At 34.5% G+C, this 21273-nt stretch carries 13 protein-coding genes; 11 read left to right on the forward strand and 2 right to left on the reverse strand.

Going from position 1 to position 21273, the window contains the following annotated elements; translation table 11 throughout:
• Positions 1 to 6: 6 nt before the first annotated feature.
• Genes ICJ83_RS14780 through ICJ83_RS14795 form a run of 4 tightly spaced genes read left to right on the forward strand, consistent with a single transcriptional unit; the run spans position 7 to position 4932 of the window.
• Entirely contained in the window at positions 7 to 1428 is a 1422-nt protein-coding gene (locus ICJ83_RS14780; RefSeq protein WP_188231182.1) for a RagB/SusD family nutrient uptake outer membrane protein, read from the forward strand.
• Between the two features lie 25 nt (positions 1429 to 1453).
• Positions 1454 to 2176, forward strand: coding sequence for a DUF4843 domain-containing protein (locus ICJ83_RS14785; protein ID WP_188231183.1), 723 nt, complete (start codon positions 1454 to 1456; stop codon positions 2174 to 2176).
• A gap of 25 nt (positions 2177 to 2201) precedes the next feature.
• Entirely contained in the window at positions 2202 to 3707 is a 1506-nt protein-coding gene (locus tag ICJ83_RS14790) for a PKD-like family lipoprotein (protein ID WP_188231184.1), read from the forward strand.
• Positions 3708 to 3717: 10 nt separating this feature from the next.
• Positions 3718 to 4932, forward strand: a complete 1215-nt coding sequence (locus ICJ83_RS14795; RefSeq protein ID WP_188231185.1) for a thioredoxin family protein — start codon at positions 3718 to 3720, stop codon at positions 4930 to 4932.
• A gap of 247 nt (positions 4933 to 5179) precedes the next feature.
• Here ICJ83_RS14795 and ICJ83_RS14800 read toward each other — a convergent pair whose 3' ends face one another.
• Positions 5180 to 6628, reverse strand: a complete 1449-nt coding sequence (locus tag ICJ83_RS14800) for a sialate O-acetylesterase (protein WP_188231186.1) — start codon at positions 6626 to 6628, stop codon at positions 5180 to 5182.
• 299 nt (positions 6629 to 6927) lie between these two features.
• Here ICJ83_RS14800 and ICJ83_RS14805 point away from each other — a divergent pair, with 299 nt between their 5' ends.
• Positions 6928 to 7830, forward strand: a complete 903-nt coding sequence (locus ICJ83_RS14805; protein WP_188231187.1) for a S1 family peptidase — start codon at positions 6928 to 6930, stop codon at positions 7828 to 7830.
• 296 nt (positions 7831 to 8126) lie between these two features.
• Here the strand turns inward: ICJ83_RS14805 and ICJ83_RS14810 are convergent, their stop codons facing one another.
• A complete protein-coding gene (locus tag ICJ83_RS14810; protein WP_188231188.1) occupies positions 8127 to 8531 on the reverse strand; it encodes a hypothetical protein in 405 nt (134 codons plus the stop codon).
• Between the two features lie 846 nt (positions 8532 to 9377).
• On the opposite strand from ICJ83_RS14810, the gene ICJ83_RS14815 reads away from it, so the two are divergent.
• From ICJ83_RS14815 to ICJ83_RS14840, 6 genes are all read left to right on the forward strand, one after another.
• Positions 9378 to 9656: a hypothetical protein gene (locus ICJ83_RS14815; protein WP_188231189.1), complete on the forward strand. Its 279-nt coding sequence runs from the start codon at positions 9378 to 9380 to the stop codon at positions 9654 to 9656.
• Between the two features lie 99 nt (positions 9657 to 9755).
• Positions 9756 to 10817, forward strand: coding sequence for an alpha-L-fucosidase (locus ICJ83_RS14820; protein ID WP_188231190.1), 1062 nt, complete (start codon positions 9756 to 9758; stop codon positions 10815 to 10817).
• 32 nt (positions 10818 to 10849) lie between these two features.
• On the forward strand, positions 10850 to 12934 hold the full coding sequence (locus ICJ83_RS14825; protein ID WP_188231191.1) for an alpha-galactosidase: 2085 nt from the start codon (positions 10850 to 10852) through the stop codon (positions 12932 to 12934).
• Between the two features lie 192 nt (positions 12935 to 13126).
• Positions 13127 to 16297: a SusC/RagA family TonB-linked outer membrane protein gene (locus tag ICJ83_RS14830; protein ID WP_188231192.1), complete on the forward strand. Its 3171-nt coding sequence runs from the start codon at positions 13127 to 13129 to the stop codon at positions 16295 to 16297.
• A 42-nt stretch (positions 16298 to 16339) separates the two neighbouring features.
• Positions 16340 to 17809, forward strand: a complete 1470-nt coding sequence (locus tag ICJ83_RS14835; protein WP_188231193.1) for a RagB/SusD family nutrient uptake outer membrane protein — start codon at positions 16340 to 16342, stop codon at positions 17807 to 17809.
• 128 nt (positions 17810 to 17937) lie between these two features.
• The gene (locus tag ICJ83_RS14840; RefSeq protein ID WP_223154799.1) at positions 17938 to 21273 is read left to right on the forward strand and encodes a VCBS repeat-containing protein; all 3336 of its coding nucleotides are present in this window, start codon (positions 17938 to 17940) and stop codon (positions 21271 to 21273) included.

The raw sequence follows: 21273 nt of genomic DNA on the forward strand, positions 1-21273 counted from the left end.
ACACAAATGAAGATTAGAATATTTCAATTTTTATTAATAACAGTATTATTTAGTTCTTGTAGTGACTATTTAGATGTTTCTCCAAAAGCTAATGTGAAAGCAGAAGATCTTTTCAAAGATGAAAGCGGTTATAATGACGCGTTGGTTGGTGTTTATACAATTATGAGTACCAAATCGTTGTATGGCGATGTGTTGAGCTATGGATACTTAGATGTATTGGCTCAGTACTATACAAGTATAAACAATAATGAACAGCACAGATTTATTAATGCAGTAGATTATGATTATGATAATATAACTGAGGAAAATCGTATCAAGCCTATATGGTCAGATCATTATAAAGCCATTGCGAACTTAAATGCAATTTTAGAATTTATAGATTCAGATTCAAGTAATTTTTCCGAAGGTGTCTATGAGGTTTTCAAAGGAGAAACTTTAGCACTTAGAGCGTATTTGCATTTTAATTTATTGCGCTTATTTGCTCAGGCTCCGGTTTTAGGTACCGATGTTGAGGCTATTCCTTACGTAGATGTTTATGGTAATGAACCGCAACCAGCATCAACAATAGCTGAGGTTTTAGGTAAAATTAAAACCGACTTGGAACTGGCTCGTACTTTAATGCAAGCCTATGACCCGTATGGACCTAACTATGAATTAATAGATGAGGCTACAGTACCAAGAGTTCTGGAAGATCGTCAGTTTAGAATGAATTATTTTGCTGCTACAGCATTATTTGCCAAAGTTAGTTTGTATGAAGGAAATTATGAAATGGCATTAAAATACGCCCAGGAAGTTATCGGAACTGCCGATGGCATTACAGTTGCCCCAGTGTCATTATTTCAATTCTCAAGTATTAGTGACGATGTACTTGCAAGTTCTGAAACGATATTTGGTTTAAGTATTTCAAAGCTTTCAGAGTATTCAGACGTATATTTTGGAATTGATGCTGCTTCAGGTCTAAAAACAAATTTCTTAGCAATAAATTCAGCTATCATAGATCAAGTGTATACCTCGTCTGGAGGGTCTGTAGAAGTAAGAGGAATGAATTTCTTTGGAGCCAGCTCAGGAGGATTACGACCGTTAGCTAAATTCGAAAAAGACAATGAAAGAAGAATGCCTCAATTTAGAATCTCTGAATTGTATTTGTTAGCTGCAGAAGCGGAAACCGATATTAATAACGCAATAGCATATTACAATGCATTTACTGCTAACCGCGGTATCGAACCTCAGGAAAATGTGTCTAGAGAAGAGCTTGATGACTTGATTAAAAAGGAATTTCAAAAGGAATTTATAGGTGAAGGTAAAATGTTCTTTTTCAATAAACGTAAAAATTCTGAGACCATTGGAATTTTAGAAGATGTCGATATGGTTCCTGAAAATTATGTGCTACCAATACCGGCAGCAGAATACGAATTTGGAAACCTGTAAAAGTTTAATTTGAAGAATTAGAATTATGAAAAAAATAATTTATAATATAACAGTAGTAGCTCTTTTATTAGCGGCATGTTTTAGTTGTGAACCTAATGAAGGGTTAGTATATAAAGAAAAAGACGGTTTATATTTTTTAAGTGCAACAAAAAATACCGACAGTGTTTATTATTCATTTTTAGGTAAAATTAATAGCGTTGATACATTAAAATTACCAATACAAATCTTAGGAACTCCTACCGATCAAGATAGAACATTTAAAGTCGTAGTAGATCAGGAAAATTCTACAGCTGTAGAGGGGGTGCATTATGAAGCACTTAAAGAATCCTATGTATTTAATGCTAATAATTTTAAACAAAATTTTAATCTGGTATTATATAAGGATGATCCGGCTCTGGAGTTAGAAGATAAGGTTATTGCTTTAAAAGTTGTAGAATCTGATGATTTTAACCCAGGCTATACTCATAGAACCAATTTAAAAGTTTATGTAACCAATAGAATTATAAAGCCATCATATTGGGATACTTTGTTGTATTTGTTTTTTGGAGAATACTCTAAGGTAAAGCATAATGTGGCTATTAATTTAATGGGTAAAGACTTTCCTTTTACCTATGATGAAGCCAGATTCGGAGCCGGATGGGGGATAACGTATTTACAAATTCAAGGAAGAAATTGTGCAGAATATTTTATCGATAATGATGTAAATGATGAAGACGGAAATAAGATATATCCATGGCCGGTATACTAATCAACATTAATCTAAACGAAAAATAATGAAAAATATATTATATACATTACTTATAGCGATAACCCTAGTAGGTTGCGTTAAAGACGATACAGTACACGATTTTAAAACTTTAAATGAAATTACGATTTCTGGATTAGAGGATTCGTACGAGTTTAATTATTTAGAAGAGGTTTCTGTTGTTCCAAATATTTCATTTACCAGTGGTATGGAAGAGAACTTTGAATACCGATGGTACATGTACACAACCATTACCCGTTTTGAAGCAGATACTTTATCAAAAGAAAAGGACTTTAATGTTGTTATGTCTGCACCTCCTGCTGAAGATTATACTTTAGTATTTAGTATAAAAGATAAATCAACAGGTATTGTTACAAAAAAAGAAATGGCTTCAGCTGTTAACGGCCCTTTATCTAAAGGATGGGTAGTTTTGGCTGAACAAGGAGGGCAAAAGGTAGTTAATTTTGCCAGAGAGGATAAAACGGTGCTTTATGATGTGTTCGCTAAATCTAATGAAGGTGTGGAGTTACAAGATCCTTATATGGTAAGATCTCTAAATCCAAATGATAACAAACCTCAAATGAAAAATGTGTCTGTCTTTTCTAAAAATCAAGATGGTGGGTTTATTCTTAATCCAAACACATTTAAAGTCACAAATGCATTTAGAGATGCGTTTTATCAGATTCCCACAGCTACGGAGCTGAATGTAGATGTTTTCCAAAATTTCAGATTTACAGAATATTTAATGGTTAATGGTAAAGTCCATACACGTTCTATTAGTTCTGGTGATGCCGATTGGAGAACGTCATTAATCATCATTGAGGGAGAATCTAGTTACGAGATGGCTCCTTATGTTGGCGATAATACATATCAAGGTGTGTTTTTTGATAATTTGCATTCTCGTATACTATATCATTCAAGTTATAACCTGGGGTATTTAAGTGAAGCTTCCGATGATGCGGCCAAAAATTTAAATTTTACAGCGAATTTAATTCAAAGAGCTGGTGTTGTTCGATCTCCTGAGACGGCGTCATCTTATTTTATAATAGGACATGACAATAATGATCCTTCAAAAATAGTTATGAAAAAATTTCTATTAGGATTACGTCCTCCTAATAATTTTTATGACATCGGAACAATAAATTTTTCTGAAGCTAATTTTCCAGGATTATATACTTCAACTATGATGCAGTCTGGATATGATGCTTTAATTAGAGGGATTTTATGGTACAGTGATGGTAAAAAATTATACGCTATAAATACGCAAGCGGCAGAACCAACTGAAGTTGTAATTCATGATTTTGAGGCTGAAGGAATCGAAGTGGATACTATGAGATTAATACCATATGTAGGTAGTTTTAACAGAACTTATTATTATCTGGCATTGGGTGTTAGAGATACAAATCTTACCGAAAATCAGGCAGGAATTCTTGTTTACCAAGGAGGAACGGTTGGTGGAATCAATATTACCGAGGTTGATAGTATTTACGGGTTAGGCGATAAAATTATAGACTTCGATCAAAAGATAAATTAATAAATTTAAAATGAATAAGAAAATTAAAATTGCCTATTTACTATTGTTAATAGGAGGGATGGTTAATGCCCAAGGTATTGAGTTTTTTCATGGTAAATATGAAGATGCTTTAAGAAAAGCGAACAAAGAAAAGAAAAATATTTTTGTAGACGTTTATACAACTTGGTGCGGACCTTGCAAGCAGATGTCTAAAAACACATTCACCGATGAGCAAGTAGGTAAATATTTTAATGAAAACTTTGTCGCAATTAAATTGGATGCCGAAAATGAGGCGGATAGTCCGTTTTTTGACAAATATCAGGCAGCAGCTTTTCCAACTTTATTTTGGTTGGATTCAAAAGGAGATATTTTAGATCAATATTCAGGATATATGGATCCAAAGGCTTTAATAGATAGAACAAATGTGGCCTTAAAAACTAATATTATGGCCGATTATAAAGCGGCTGAGAAAAAATGGAATACAGAAAAACGTGATTTTGATATTTATCAAGGTTACGTAATGAAATATGTTAATAAATTAAATAGAGACCAGGTATTTCCATTAACAGTTGAGTTTTTTGAAGGTTTAACAGAGGAAGAAAAGTTGTCACAAGAAGCCTATGGAATATTGATGATGTTTACTAGAAATGCCGAACACAATATATTGTTCGATACGCTTCTTAAAAACTGGAAACACTACATGGAGCTGGTTAATAATGATCCTGAAGCCTGGAGACGTATGTATACCGCTCTTGTAAGACAAGTAGTTATAGCTAAAAATAGAAAAGATGAAAAAGCCTTAAAAAAGCATATGGAATTTATAAAAGGTTTAGACTGGGAGTTCCAAGATATGTTTGTTAAGTCTATTGATCTTGAGAATATTATTTATGAGAAAAATTATGATTTAGCCATTAACAAAATGTTTGAATTGACTGAGGAGTATAACGATTTTCCGTTCTTGTATAAGCAGTATTTTTATTCATTAATTATTAGCGGATATTTTTTACAAGAAGATGTAAATATGGAACAAGCTGATAAGTTGATAGAGTTTACAAGAAGAAATGCAAAATTTAAAGCAACGCAGGAGTCTATGCTTTACATGGCAGTAGCATACGCACATAAAGGAGATTATAAAACCGGTTACGAATACTTAGCTTCATTAGGTTTTTATCCAAAACCAATGTTGTCTAATGCAATTTACAGATACATAAAATTACCTAATCCTAAACAAGAATTTCCCTGGTAAAAGATTAATAGCAACTTAAATTTAGTCAGGTCATCCCCCATTTGTAAAATTACCTATGGGGGATTTTTTATTTTTGATGCAAAGTCTAATCCAGAAATCAAACCTAATATGATTACCAATACGAGAAAGTAAATTAGGTGGTTCAAAACATAGTAAAAGTTCTTCGGAAGTTATTATTTTAAAGTGTCTAATAAAATTGGGATAAGTTGATATTTGTTCTTGTAAGTAGTATGCATTTATTTTCAAATTAATTGTTTTTAGCATCGTCCCAATCATCTGTTCGAAAAGAAGATGCTGGTAGCATGTTTACATCATACAGAGAACCTATAATCCAGTTTTTCCAGGCATATCTGACTGCCACAGGGTTTGGTACTTCTTTGCTCTTAACGAAAACATTTTTTCTGTTAATTATTTTCGCTTCAGCTGGATAAAATACTTTGTCACTGCCTGCAATTTCAAAACCAGAAAGTGTGTCTGGAGTATAAAGGCCAGTTTCAGCATTTTCAAAATGTAATAAAATACCATGGTCCTTTATTTCGAGAGATTCATAGGTGGGAGAGTTACAATCTATAGTTTCATATCCATAGGTTTTATTTAGTGCATTAAGTAAAAGTCGATCTGCAACTTCTTTCTTTTTTGGAGGATGAATGCAGTATTCATCTCCAAGGTCCAGGGTGATGGCAATTCCTGAATTGGGAATTAAATTTAAGCACTGCAACTGCGTTTCCCTAATAAATGCTGAGTTTACATACGGGGTTTGGGTATCTTTATCCTGATAGGTAAATGGAGCAATTTGTACGTAATAGAACGGAAAGTCTCCAATTTGCCATCTATCCCGCCAATCTTTAACCATAGCCGGGAAAAGTTTTTTATAATGTTCAGGTTCTAGTCTATTGGATTCACCTTGATACCATAATGCACCTTTAATGGTATATGGAATTAAAGGGTGGATCATCGCATTAAACAGTTTTGTTGGTGTTCTGTTTGGCGGATTACTAGATGCTTTATCATCTAAATTAATCTCTGGATATTGATTTATTACCTCGCTACTCATCCAGGCTTGAACCGAGCTGCCTCCCCACGATGTATGTATTAAACCAACTGGGACATCTAAAATATCCTGAAGTTGTTGTCCGAAAAAATAAGCAACAGCGCTAAAGTCTAAAACCGTTTCGGGAGAAGCTTGTTGCCAGGAATTAAATTTTTCTATATCGCTTAAAGGTGTATCAGAACTTACTCGCTCCACTGTAAATAACCTTAAATTAGGATTGTTAGATGTTGCAGTAGCCATCATGCCTCCAAAAGTAGGTTGACCCATGTAACCTTTTAAAGGTTGCTGCATGTTAGATTGTCCGGAACATAACCAAACTTCACCAAATAATATATTGTTTAAGTTGATGTTAGAACTGTTACTTTTAATATTAATAGATTGTGGTGATTTGCTTAGTGTGGTTTGTACTTTTGTCATCCAGTTTCCATTGGAATCGGCTTCAATCTTTATATCCTGTTCAATCCAAGATAATTTAATAGTTATTTTTTCACCTGCATCTGCCCACCCCCAGAGTTTTACCGTAGTATCGCGCTGTAGTACCATATTCGAAGAAACTATAGCAGGAAGTTTAACATTAGCAAAAATTAATTTCGGAAAAATTGCATGCAGCAAAATAAATAGGATAATTAATGTCGTTTTTTTCATTAGTTGGTTGTTTAACTCTTGGATGTGATTTAATAAAAAGTTTAATTAATTAGAAAAATGAATTTAGTTAATATACTTTAAAATTGAAAATTATGCATTAGTTTATCAATAAAGTTGCTTTTGTATACTGCAATAATGAATAGGCTACAATCAAGGGAAAGCCTTGAAAATATTAGAAAGTTTAACAAATATTTACAATTATACTGTTAAATGTTAACGACTCGGGTGATTGAATTAACTTAACTTGCGCCTCGAATTTAAACACCCTAATAAATAATTATAAATAGTTAATTAACATTATGAAATTTTTATCCAGAATATTTTCACTGATAGTATTAATTTTAATAACAGAGTCTGCTGAGGCTCAAGGTTTTAAAAATAATGTAACGCAGTATAAAATAAAACTAATAAGTGAAGCATCTAGTTTAATCGGTTCAGAAGATGTGCTGTCGACCGATGAGATGAAACCGCAGTTTAAGAGAAAGGGGTATGCGCCTGTTGATGTAGATTTAAAATCGATGAAGAAACGTAAATTGAGTCCTGCGAAAATATATGAGCGTGTATCAGTAGCAACGGTTATTGTATCGCCAGCGGGCAGATGTAACGAAGTAACCGACCGCGGTGCATGTAAACGTATTCATACCTATCCTGCATCAGGCTATATCATAGATTCATCCGGAATTATAGTAACGAATTACCATGTAGTTAATAGTTATATTTCGAAGTACAATAAAGATGCGAGAGATGTTTTTGTTGTGATGTTAAAAGACGGAACCTCGTTCCCCGTACAAGAAATATTGATGGCCGATAAATCGGAAGACCTGGCGGTAATAAGAATTGATCCTAAAGGAACAGAACTTCCTGTATTACCAGTAGCAACCAAAGATGCAGAAATAGGAGATCCTGTTTATATTGTTAGTCACCCCAAAGGTTATTTTTATGCCTTTTCTTCAGGAATGGTAACCGATAAGTTTAGTGAAATAAACGCGAGTAATTATCGTAATTTAATGGCTATTTCGGCCGATTATGCCGCTGGGTCTAGTGGAGCTGCTATCATAGATGAATCTGGTAATGTCATCGGTACTGTGTCTTACACCAAAACTTTTCAGCATTCTGGCGACGAAACCAAAACACAAATGGTATTAAAAGCAACTATCCCTTCTTCAAGTCTTTTAAGATTAATTAATGAAGGAAATTTATAGTTAATACTACTATTATCCGTTCGGAAATGACACCTTCCTTATTATGGTGTTTTCATTACATTAAAGTTTTAGTGTATTGCTATTGCTATTTCAGGACGGGACAGTAAATGCAAAAAAAAACAAGCGATGAGGGTAACGCTTGTTTTTTTAATTGACATCTATCTATTTTTAGTAGTAAGTGTCAGGGCTATTAATTACTTCTATATTTTCTATTTGATACAAAAAAATTACTTTTTAAGTTTAGATAAAGCCTTTTTACCATGAATAAGTAGGTTAAGTTTGTGGTTGTATTTAGGTTAAAAAGGCTTTATTTTTAGTAATCTTTTTACAATTGTTCGGTATTTTTCATATGCACCAGGTTTTATTTCTTTTATGGTGTTTATAGAATCGACTTTTGTCGTTGTCGATTGAAATTTCCAATTGATTTCATTTTCTATTGTTATTGCCATTTCAGGACTTTGTAAAAGTTTGCTTTCAATATGGCTAGAGCTTAAAATGTTTTTATTCAAAGCGTTTTGATTTCGGTAAACTTTATTTTTTTTTGGCTCGTTGCTAAGTAAGCTATTGGTCTGGATTTTTGTTTTAAATTGAAGATAGCTTACTTCATTTACGTTTGAGAACATGGTTTCTTTCAAAACAGAAAAATGTACCAAAAGTGGTAGTGTTAAAATTAAAATTTGTCTTGTTATTGAAAGAGTCATTGTTTTCGGTTGTTTCTTAATTTTCTATAAATAGTGTAATGAATGTTTCGAGTTGTTTGTTATTACATGACAATATTAATTGATAAAACTTATGCAGGAAGTGTTATTTTTTTCGAAAACGTTTTAGATGAATACGTAAACGTTTTCGAAACTCAAAATTTAAAAATGTAAGTTGTTGTTTGTTAGCTTGTTGTGAAAGAAAATTATGCAATATCTGTAAGTTTAATAAGACTTTTAGATCCTGTGTACAAGCGCTTCCTTGTCTTAAATGTATTCAACAATATCTTATGTTATAGTCTACGCTTTATGTTTCTTCGTATCTAAATATCCGCCTGTGCTATGTTTTACTGCCTGTATTTTTATTTGTCTTCATTTTATATATCTAGAATGTTTAATAAAATTTCTGTTAGTTTTTTGCTATCTGAAACCCTAGAAATTTGCACTGAAGCGATTTAAATAATTGATGTGTTTACAAGTTTATTTTAAGCTCTAAAAAATTGAGTGTTTTACTTGTAAATGATACTGTTGGGCTAAAACTTTTTCAATTTCCGAAAACGTTTTTGGTAAAATCGAAATCGTTTTCGGTAATAAATTTTTGTACGCATCAGTAGATAAGTTATATCATTATAAAACAAAACTAAAAAAGACTATAATCAAACGACCTTTACGAGTTGGTGTTGTCTACAATATATAGATGCCAATTTTGATGAGAAGTAAACGTAATATTAATGTTTGGACTAATAATTCACAAGACCGTCGTTTTTAAAACGGTGTGTCTCAAAATTTTCCAACTATATATTATATCTAAGTTTTTTATTAATTGTTAAGTTTTTAAAAAAAAATATTATGGAAGGATTTAATAATTTTCGTAATTTTAAAAATAGTGAAGAAACTTATAATCTATCAAATGTAGATATAAGTTATCGCGTTTTTCTTGGTATTCATAGTCTTTTATTCACAAAATCGAATTTAAAAGACCTCTACAATTCTACCGAAGAAAGTTCTCGGAAGTCTTTTGTAGAGTTTCTCTCCCAAATGATGCCAAATTATAATGATAAGTTTTCTAAAAATAGAGAAGTGAAAATTCATGGCGTCGGAATGTTAATGAAGATGTATTTGAACTAAAAAGGAAAATGATTATTAGCGCTCTTTTCCTCTAATTTTTAACTTTAATAAACTATTTATAAAAAGGGTGTTTGCCCATAGAAACAATTTAACTAAACTATGCCAAATAAAACATTATTATCAGCATTATTATTTCTGGTGCTTTTACAAGTTGTTCCAGCTCAGACAAAAGATTACTATTTCGAAGAAACCCCAGAAGAATTTAAAGAACGCATGGCATGGTTTAAAGATGCTCAATTCGGTATGTTTATTCATTTCGGACTATACAGTCAGTTAGGCGGTGTTTGGAAAGGCAAAGAAATTTGGGGAATCGCAGAATGGATTCAAGCGCATGCCGATATTCCAAGTCAGGAATATGCTATGCTTACCCACACTTTTAATCCAAAAAACTTTGATGCTGATAAAATTGTAAAATTGGCTAAAGATACAGGAATGAAGTATCTGGTTGTTACAAGCAAACACCATGAAGGATTTGCTTTATACGACAGTAAATACACCAATTTTGATGTAGCAAGTACTCCATTTAAAGGAAGAGATATTCTAAGAGAGTTAAAAGATGCCTGTGATAAGTATGGAATAAAATTCGGAACATATTATAGTATACTCGATTGGCATCATATAAGTCAGGAGCGCAATATAGACGGCGATAGCGTGCAGCAGCGCTGGAAGTTTGCCCGAATGAAATTAGGTAAAACTAAGGATTATGAAACTTATGTGAAAAATCAGGTAAAAGAGTTAATTGAAAATTACGATACCGAAATCATGTGGTTTGACGGTGAATGGTGCGATTGGTGGACCGATGAAATGGGTATTAATTTATATAATTACATAAGAAGCCTTAAGCCAAGCATAATTATAAACAATCGTTGCTTTGGCGTACGTGAAAATTTTGAAAAGGATTTTGGAACTCCGGAACTGGAAACACCAGATAGCGTTCTCGATTACAACTGGGAAGCCTGCTATACTTTAAATGATTCCTGGGGATTTAAGATGTATGATAAAAATTGGAAATCTCCCGAAACGGTTTACAACATGTTGAAAGAAATAACGGGAAAAGGAGGCAATTTCTTATTAAATATAGGTCCCGATGGTAATGGTGATGTCCCTCAGGAAAGCATTGATGTATTGCTAGAAGTCGGTAAAATGTTGAATCAGGATTAAATAAATTATAAAAGATCATTAAAGTAAATCGAATGAGTCAATTTGCAAAAGTAGTATATATAATAGTTTTAAGTTTAATAGTATTCGCTTGCTCCGAAAAACAAAACGAATATATACTTGAAAATGATTATTTAAGTCGTTGTATATCGATCAAAGACGGGTATTTGGTTACGACTAAAATCCAAAACAAAATTAACGGTCAATCTTTGACTCCTGAAGCGGCTAAAGAATTTAAAATTAGAGTTTCAAAAGGAACAGATAAAGTAGGAGGAGATATTATTTTAACTTCTAAAGATTTTAAGGTAGAAAATGTTAGCGAATTAAAAACTGGTGATGGTCAGAAACTGGTAGTTAATGTATCTAATGAGGAGAATAACCTTAAAGTTGCTGTACAGTATGAACTAGGCAATGAACAGCCTTATATTCATAAATACTTAACTATTATCGCTAATGAAGAACTTACTCTGGAACGTATTGATGTTGAGGCTATTGATGCCAAAGGAGCATATCAGCCTTATAAGTTAAAAGAAATTACGACCAGAGCAGCAGCTAACTGGAAACCAGGATTAGGTCAGCCTCTATATGATACCGAAACTGCTACGTTTTGGGGTACTGAATTTCCGGCATCTACAAATCTAGTAATTAACCAAGATTTAAACTGTGGTTATTTATGGGGTAATACCTTGAAAAAGGGGCAAGAATACACATCTTATAAATCGGTTGTGGGTGTAGCCGACGACTACAAATTTATTGATGAGGCATTTTATGATTACATAAATCAAATTAGAGTACGCCCTTTAAGACTTCAAGTACAATACAATTCATGGTTCGATTTTTACACAGGTGTGAATAAAGATAATTTTAAAGCTAGTGTACTCAAGGTTAACGATGAACTGGTAAATAAAAGGAATGTGACTCCCTTAAAGGCTTATGTTATTGACGATGGTTGGCAAGATAGCCGCCGCCCTGAATCCGATTGGTCTGATCAAGTGTGGAAAGTAAACAACAAATTTTCTTCAAATTTAGCCGATACGCATAAAACAGTAGATTCTTTAGGTGCTATGTTAGGCGTATGGTTAAGTCCTGCCAGTATTTTAGGAGCCCTACCGATGGTAGAAAAAATGGGCAATCAAGGGTTTGAAAAACTGGGAAGATCTATGTCCATGACCGGGCCTAAATACATGCAGAGGTTGGAAGATAGAATTCTGGAACTGGAAAAAGATGGTGTATGCTATTTTAAATTCGATGGGTTGTTTGGTCATTTAAATATTCGCGATTTCGAATTGAAAGGCCGAGGAACTCCAGCAATGCCGCAATTAGATGTTGAAAATTTAATAGAAAATGATAGTGTTCTTAGCGACCCTAAATATGATGAGTTAAAAACATATTATCTAGTGAATGGTACCGAACGTTTAATGTCCATTTTTAAGAAAATGGCAACAGTAAACCCAGACGTTTTTATAGCCATTACTAATGGGGCCTATTTAAGTCCATGGTGGTTACAGTATATCGACGTGGTTTGGATGATAAACGCTGGCGATGCTGCTGAAGGAGGAACGAGAACCGATGAACTGGTTTATCGCGATGGAATTTATTATGAAATATGGAAAGAAGAAGAGACTAAATTTCCTATGAATGCTTTGTTCAATCATGAACCCAAAAAGGTTAAAACAGGCGAAAGCAAAGAGGCTTTTAAAGATTATTTATTAATGAATATTTCCAGAGGTACTGGTTTTATTGAGTTGTATTTAAAAACCGATGTATTATCAAATGCCGATTGGGATGTACTTGCCGAGGGTTTAAAATGGAGTGAGCAAGTATTTCCATTGTTTACTAATGTAAAAATGCATGGCGGTAACCCTAAAAATCTTGATGTCTATGGATATTCGGCATGGAAAGACCATTCTGGATATGTGTCAATCCATAATCCATCAAACCAAACAAAAACTTATACATTAAAATTGGATAGAATACTAGGAGTAAAGGAAGATGGAACATATAACGTTTCATCGCCAATTGAGAGTGATCTTAAACAATTAGAAAATACATACACCTCAGGAGACACGATAACGATATCATTAGAACCAAAGGAAATAAGAATTCTCAATTTTAATTAATATAAAAACCTGAAGACTAAATTTTAAACAATAAAAACTAATAACAAATTAAATCTTGCCTATGACGAAATAAAGACAAAAACTAACTACAAAATGTAATAAAAAAAAGCCGGGGTCTCTCTCCAAAAAAAGCCCCGACTAATTCTAGTTACATCAATTAAAAAAAAATTATTAACTAATGATTACAAACATATGAAAAAATTGATACATAAGAGGTTGTGTTTTTTCAACCTCGGAGTTTCTAATTATAAGGTAAAGTTTGCAGCCGTATTTCTATCGGTGTCATGCTTAAACCTTAATGCTGTGACGCATTCCGAAAATTCAAAAAATAATGATAATGTTACAAAAACTGTATTAGGTACAGGGAACGAATCACCTATGCAATCTCAGGTAGCAGGTACAGTAACAGATATTAACGGTATTTCTCTTCCAGGAACAAACGTTGTAGAAAAAGGCACAACAAATGGTGCGCAAACCGACTTTGACGGGAATTTCTCTTTAAATGTTGGAAAAGATGCAGTTTTAGTGGTTTCTTACTTAGGTTATATTACCAAAGAAGTTCCGGTAAACGGACAAAGTAAAATGACTATCGTATTAAAAGAAGATGTGTCTTCTCTAGATGAGGTGGTTGTTATTGGATACGGTACAAAATCTAAGAGAGACGTTACTGGAGCTATTGCATCAGTAGGAGGAGATGAACTTAAAGAACAAAGTGTTGCCAGTTTCGATCAGGCTTTATCTGGACGTTCTGCGGGGGTACAGGTAGTACAAAACTCTGGTGCTCCAGGTGGAGGTGTTTCCATCCGTATTCGTGGTGTTGGTACACCTGGAAACTCAGAGCCATTATACGTAATTGACGGTGTTCCTGTATTTAACGACAACAATGGTCGTGGTATTAGCGCTGGACAAAGTGGTAACGTGTTATCTACCATAAACCCTAATGATATTGAGTCTATCGATATTTTAAAGGATGCGTCTTCAGCTGCAATTTATGGTTCCAGAGCAGCCAATGGTGTAGTTTTAATTACTACGAAACGCGGTAAATCTGGTCAAACAAAAGTAAATGTAGATGTATATGGCGGTATTCAAACACCAGCACGTAGCGTTGATGTACTTGACGGTCCAGCATATGCTCAATTTATAAATGAATTAGAAGGTACAGTACCTGTAAATCCTGCCAACACCAATTGGTTCGATGAAATTTATGGTTCAGCGCCTATTAGAAATGCTCAGGTTTCTATTTCTGGTGGTAACGAAAAATCGACTTATGCATTAAGTTTTGGGAACTTTAAACAAGATGGTATTGTTAAAAATAGTGATTTCGAAAGATGGTCGGTAAGAATGAATAGTGATCATAAATTGGGCGAAAGCGAAAGAGTAAGAGTTGGTAATAGCTTTACAGCAAGTAGAACCTTTGAAAACGGTACGTTAACCGACGATCCTAACAGAGGTGTTACTTCGTTAGCTCTTGTTTTTCCTTCTGTAATTCCTGTTTATGATGCGAATGGAGATTATGCAGGACCACCAAGTGTTGGGATTACTTTTCCTAGGCTAAATCCTGTTGCGATTGCTGATAAAATTATTTTTGAAAATCAAAAAGTAAGAATGTTAGGAAATGTTTACGGAGAGTATGACATTTTAGATGGACTTACGTATCGATTAAATTTGGGTGCCGACTTTTTATATGGTGGATCAAACAATTTTAATCCTGGTGTAGCCGTACCTGGAGGGCCACCATTACCACAATTATCACAACGATTTGATAGTAATGAACTTATTTTCTTAGTAGAAAATACATTAACTTATAACAAAACGTTTAACGACGCTCATAACTTGAATGTTTTAGCTGGTTTTACAAGACAGCATTCGCAATATGAATCGCATTTAGGTAGTAGAGATGGGTATATTACCGACAACCTTTATTATTTATCAGCTGGTACTTCAAACCCTAACGCTTTAGGTACAGGGTTTCAATGGGGATTACAATCTTATTTAGGACGTTTGTCTTATGACTATATGGGGAAATATTTATTCTCTGCTAGTGTAAGACGTGATGGGTCTTCAAGATTTGGTCCTGGAAGGAAATACGGAACTTTCCCATCGGTATCTGCTGGTTGGAGGATTTCAGATGAAAAATTCTTCGAGCCTTTAACAGAAGTAGTTAACGACCTTAAGTTTAAAGCCAGTTGGGGTAAATTAGGAAATCAAGAAGTTGATCCATTCCAATATTCAAGTGTATTAAGAAATACAGCCAGCTACGTATTTGGTGTAGATCAAAGCGCAGTTACAGGTATTTATCCAGGAAATTTAGCGAATCCAGATGTGTCTTGGGAAACAACAGCTCAAACCGACTTTGGTTTCGATGCCACATTATTTGATTATGCGTTAACAATCGGTTTCGATTATTATAAAAGAGAAACTTCAGATATTCTTTTACCAATCCCGGTACCAACATCATTTGGATATGCGAACAATTCGGTTTCTGTAACGCCAATTGTTAACGCTGGTACAGTAGTTAATAAAGGTATAGAATTGTCTTTAGGTTATCGTCACCAAGGCGAAAAGGTACAATGGGATGTAAACGCCAATTTAACAACGGTAGACAACGAAGTTACTAGTTTAGGTGGAGGAGAACCAATTTTTGGAGGAGACGGAACGACATTCCAATCAATCACAGAAGTAGGTGGCGAAATAGCATCTTACTATGGATGGGTACAAGAAGGTATCTTCCAAACAGAAGCTGAAATTCAAACTTCACCTACACAAGACGGAGCTGTGCCTGGAGATATGAAATTTGCCGATTTAAATGACGATGGTGTTATTAATGAAGCAGACCGTAAAAGATTAGGAAGTAATATTCCAGATTATATTGCTGGTCTTCAAGGTAGTTTAACTTATAAGAATTTCGATTTTAGCGTGTCTTTCCAGGGTGTATTTGGGAACGAAGTGTATAATAATTTAAATGCATTAGCATCAAATTTCTCTAGTTCTGCAAACAAATATACCGTGTTGTATAATAACCGATGGACAGGACCAGGAACTAGTAACACAGTTCCAAGAGTTGGTCAGGATAATAACAATAACTACAGAGTGTCTAGTTACAGTGTTTGGGATGGTTCTTTTGTTAGGTTAAAAACCATGCAAATTGGATATACCTTACCAGAAGATATTTTCGATTTCATTGGAGCTAGTAAAGTAAAAGTTTATGCTTCTGGGCAAAACTTATTTACCATTGATAACTATGATATTGGTCTAGATCCAGAGGTTGGTTCACCAGACCAAAACGCATTGTTTTCAGGTGTAGATAATGGCGGTTATCCTCAGGCAAAAACGTTCATTCTAGGTTTAAATGTTTCATTCTAAAAAAATACTATGAGAACAAAAACTAAAATAATATTATCAATAATGTCGCTCATAATCTTAGGTTGTGACGACATTCTAGACCTGGCTCCTCAGGATACTTTAACCGAGGAAGCTTTTTACCAAACTGCAGAGGACGCCGTAATTGCGGTAAATGCAGCTTACGATCCGTTTCAGAATTTATTCTACTATGGTTTTGCTTATCCAATATTAGGAAACTTAGCCAGTGGAGATGCCATGAAAGGAGGTTTCGGCTCTGGAGACCAAGCAGCGATGCTTCAGTTTCAGGATTTTTCCTCAGATGCATCTAATGGTAGATTAAACGATTATTGGAAAGCCATCTGGCCTGGTGTTTTAAGAGCGAATGTGGTATTAGAAAAAGTACCAGAAATTGACATGGACGAAAGTTTAAAAAACCGCGTTTTAGGTGAAGCTAAATTTATACGCGCTTTAAACTACTACAATTTAACAATGACATGGGGAGATTTGCCGATTTATGATTTTGTACCTACGGCAACAACCGAATCATTACCAAGATCACCAAAATCTGAAGTAGTTGCTTTCATTGAGCAAGATTTAAAAGACGCTATCAACTTATTGCCAGATGCTTCTGATTATGCACCTGCAGACGTAGGACGTGCCTCTAAAGGTTCTGCACAGGGGTTATTAGCTAGGTTATATGCAAATTTAGGACGTTGGCCCGAGGCTAGTGGTATTGTAGACGATATTATGAAAAGCCCTATGGGTTATGACTTAGCTGCAGATTATGCTAATAATTTTAATGGTGAAGGCGATAATAATATCGAAACACTGTTTGAGATTCAGTATAACACAGGAACGAGTCCAGACCAATGGTCTGATAATGGCCAATGGAATGGTAACCAAATTGCAGATACCTGGGGTCCTATTGGAACTGCTGAAGATGCGATTTTTGGTTGGGGATTCTCGGCGCCTACAGAAGAATTAGTAACTTCTTATGAAGCTGGAGATTTACGTTTGCCAGCAACGGTTTTACAACCTGGAGACGAGTTTCTAGGTGATACTTTCGATCCTGAAAACTCTGGACATTTTGATAATACTGGAAGTATGTATGGTAACGTAAAGTATATTAACCCAGGAGCTTCTGGACCAGGAACTTTAGATAGTCCTGTGAATTTCAAAATTATCCGTTTTGCTGAAATGTTACTTATCAAGGCAGAAGCCCTTAATGAAGGTTCAAACGACCAACAAAATGCTGTAATGTACTTAGATATGGTTCGTGAGAGAGCTGGATTAGATGGCATTGAAGCAACTTTAGGTTATTTGCCTGGACAGGCTGAATTAAGGGAAATTATCTATAATGAAATGCGTATTGAATTAGCCCTTGAAGGTACTACATTCTTTAATTTCGTTAGTAGAGGTTTAGGTTCTAATATGTATGGAGACCGAGGTTTCCAGGCAGGTCAGGATGAATTATTCCCTATTCCTCAAGGAGCACTTGACATTAATGGATGGAGTCCAAATCCAGGATACTAATTCATTAAATAAATTAAAAACATATTGTTATTGTTAAAGTTATCAGTCATATGTTTTTAAAGCCATAAAAACCAGAAACCTGTTCGACGGTGATTTGAACAGGTTTCTTTTAAAAAAAACTATATAAAATGTTTGTTTCTTCCCTAACAAAAATGGTTTGTAGTAATGCCATTAAAATTACTATCTTTCTAATGTTTTTGTTTGTTTGCGCCTGCAAAAATCAAACAAAAAAGGACTTGCCTATATGGAATAAAACCGATAATATTTTTGTTCCGATTTCTTCCGATACTTCAAATGTTAAGTTTACCAATAAACTTACTGAAACAAAAACGTTCAATTACTATACTTTTCCTTATATGTATTTTGGAGGAGGCGTTGCCGTAGGAGATATTAATAACGACGGACTTCCCGATTTATATTTTACAGGAAATATGGTGAAAAATGCCTTGTATCTTAATCAGGGCGATTTAAAATTTAAAGATATTAGTCAAAGTGCTGGTATTATTGGCACAAAAGGAAAATGGACCAACGGTGTGACTATGGCCGATGTAAATAACGACGGATTACTAGATATTTACGTGTGTTATTCGGGGCCACAGCAAAATAAACAAAACGAACTCTACATAAACCAAGGCAACAACACTTTTAAAGAAAGTGCTAAAGCTTATAATATAGCCGATAATGGTCATTCCGTACAAGCGGCTTTTTTCGATTATGATAAGGATGGCGATCTCGATTTATACGTGGCAAACTATCCTCCAACGCCATTTCAAATTGGCAACGATTATTACGCTGATAAAAAAAATAATCCTTCTTTAGAAGATTCAGATAAATTATTCCGCAACGACGGAAATAATACATTTACAGACGTTACCGAAACTTCGGGAATACTAAATTTTGGACTTTCACTTGGGCTTAGCATTAGCGACATGAATAACGATGGTTGGGCAGATATTTACGTTTCAAACGATTTTAATTCTCCTGATTATTTGTACATCAATCAAAAAGATGGCACATTTAAGAATGAAATAGATACAATGATGGCGCATACCTGTAACTTTGGTATGGGCACCGATGCTGCAGATTTTAATAATGATGGTCTTATAGATTTGTTACAGGTTGATATGGCTTCTAGTCAAAATGATCAGGAAAAGGCCAACATGTCGGCTATGAATACTGAAAAATTTTATGAAGCTGTAAGTTTAGGACTGCATCATCAATATATGAAAAATAGCTTGCAGGTAAACACAGGGTCAGGAACCTTTAGCGATGTAGCTTACCTTGCTGGACTTGCTAAAACCGAATGGAGTTGGGGACCGTTGTTTTTCGATTTTGATAACGATGGATGGAAGGATGTTTTCATTACCAACGGCATACGTAGAAATGTAAACGATAATGATGCTATTATTTATTTAAAGCTTAAGAAAGCATACAACGACCTTACACAAAACGATATTGTAGAAACCCTTACTAAATTGCCTGTAAAACCGGTAGATAACTATTTGTATCGAAATTCTAAATCTTTAAAATTTAATAAAGCTGAAGGAAATTGGGGCTTAACGTTTAAAGGCTTTAGTAATGGTGCCAGTTACGCCGATTTAGATAACGATGGTGACTTAGACATGATTGTTAATAATTTAGATGCGACATCTTCAATTTTCGAAAATAAATCTAATCAATATTCAAATACAAACTACTTAACAGTTAGCCTGAAAGCTAAAAAGGATAACCACTTTGGAATCGGTTCTAGAATTACAATAAAAACGGTACATGGAACTCAAGTGCAAGAACTATTTTTAACCAGAGGCTTTGAGTCTTCCACCGAACCTAGGGTACATTTCGGACTAGGCAATGCATCAAAAATTGATACGCTTCAAATACTTTGGCCATCAGGGAAGCTACAAACTTTAACTGAGGTAGCTGCTAACCAAGTTTTAAACATTGTTCAAGAAGAACACTCTGGATCGGTTAAACAAGATGAAATCATAAAAGAAACAGTGTTCTCACCAATTTCAGATAACTTAAAAATCAATTTTAAACATATAGAAAACCCGTATAACGATTTTGATAAGGAAACACTTCTACCGCATAAAATGTCGACTTTAGGTCCTTTTATTACCGTTGGTGATGTTAATGGCGATGGTTACGACGATTTTTATGTTGGTGGCGCCATGGGGCAATCTGGAAAATTATTTATCCAAAACATTGATGGCGGTTTTATCGAAAGTTTTCAAAAAAGTTTTCAAAAAGACCAAGGTTTTGAAGATATGGGAGTCTTGTTATTTGATGCCGAAGGCGACAACGATTTAGACCTCTATGTGGTTAGTGGTGGTAACGAATTACCAAAAGGACATTCAAATTATCAAGACCGTTTATATTTAAATGATGGAAAGGGGAACTTTTCTAGAGCAGTTAGTTTGTTACCAAAAATAACGGCAAGCGGGTCTTGTGTTACCGCCTCAGATTTTGATAATGATGGTGATCTCGACGTGTTTGTAGGCGGGAGATTATCGCCTCAAAATTACCCAAATGCTGGAGAATCCTTCATTTTAGAAAATCAAAACGGAACGTTTAAAGATATAACCGAAAAAGTTGCACCAGGTCTTAAAACCATTGGCATGGTAACATCGGCAGAGTGGAACGATTTAAACGGCGATGGCACTATAGATTTACTAATTTCCGGTGAATGGATGCCGATAACAATGCTTATAAATCATAACGGTAAGTTTAGTATCAGAAATAATAGCGCTGAGGTAGGCTGGTGGAACCATGCGACTGTAGCCGATTTAAACGGCGATGGAACGAAGGATATTATAGCTGGTAACCTTGGACTTAATTATAAGTATCAAGCGAGTCACGAATTTCCGTTTGTTATTTATGGCGACGATTTTGATGATAACGGATCCTCTGATATTGTACTTGGGTATTACAATCAGGAAACCTTGTATCCCGTGAGAGGGCGATCATGTTCTTCAGATCAAATACCATCTATTAAGAAGAAATTTCCGAATTATACAACATTTTCAAAAGCCACTTTGCAAGATGTTTATGGTAAAAAGGCTTTAGATAGTGCAAAGGTGAAATATGCAGCAACACAATTTGCGTCTGGAACTTTTTCTCTAGATAAAAATTTGAATCTAAATTTTGAGGCCTTTCCAATTGAAGCTCAAGTGTCATCGGTTAACGATATTTTAGTTGAAGATTTCGATAAGGATGGGACTCTAGATGTTATCATGGCAGGTAATTTGATGAATTCAGAAGTAGAAACACCGCGAAATGATGCGAGTTTCGGCCTGTTTTTAAGAGGGCAGGGAACAGGGGCTTTTGTTTCCTCGCCTTCTTATGTTTCTGGAGTTCATTTTACTGGACAAATTACCGATTTAGCCATTATTAAAACCATAAAAGGTAACGTCTTATTGGTGGCTGCGAATAACGACAAGTTAAAGGCTTATAAAATAAATTAA

This window comes from Aestuariibaculum sediminum (assembly GCF_014596945.1).
In the GTDB taxonomy this organism is placed as follows: Bacteria; Bacteroidota; Bacteroidia; order Flavobacteriales; family Flavobacteriaceae; genus Aestuariibaculum; species Aestuariibaculum sediminum.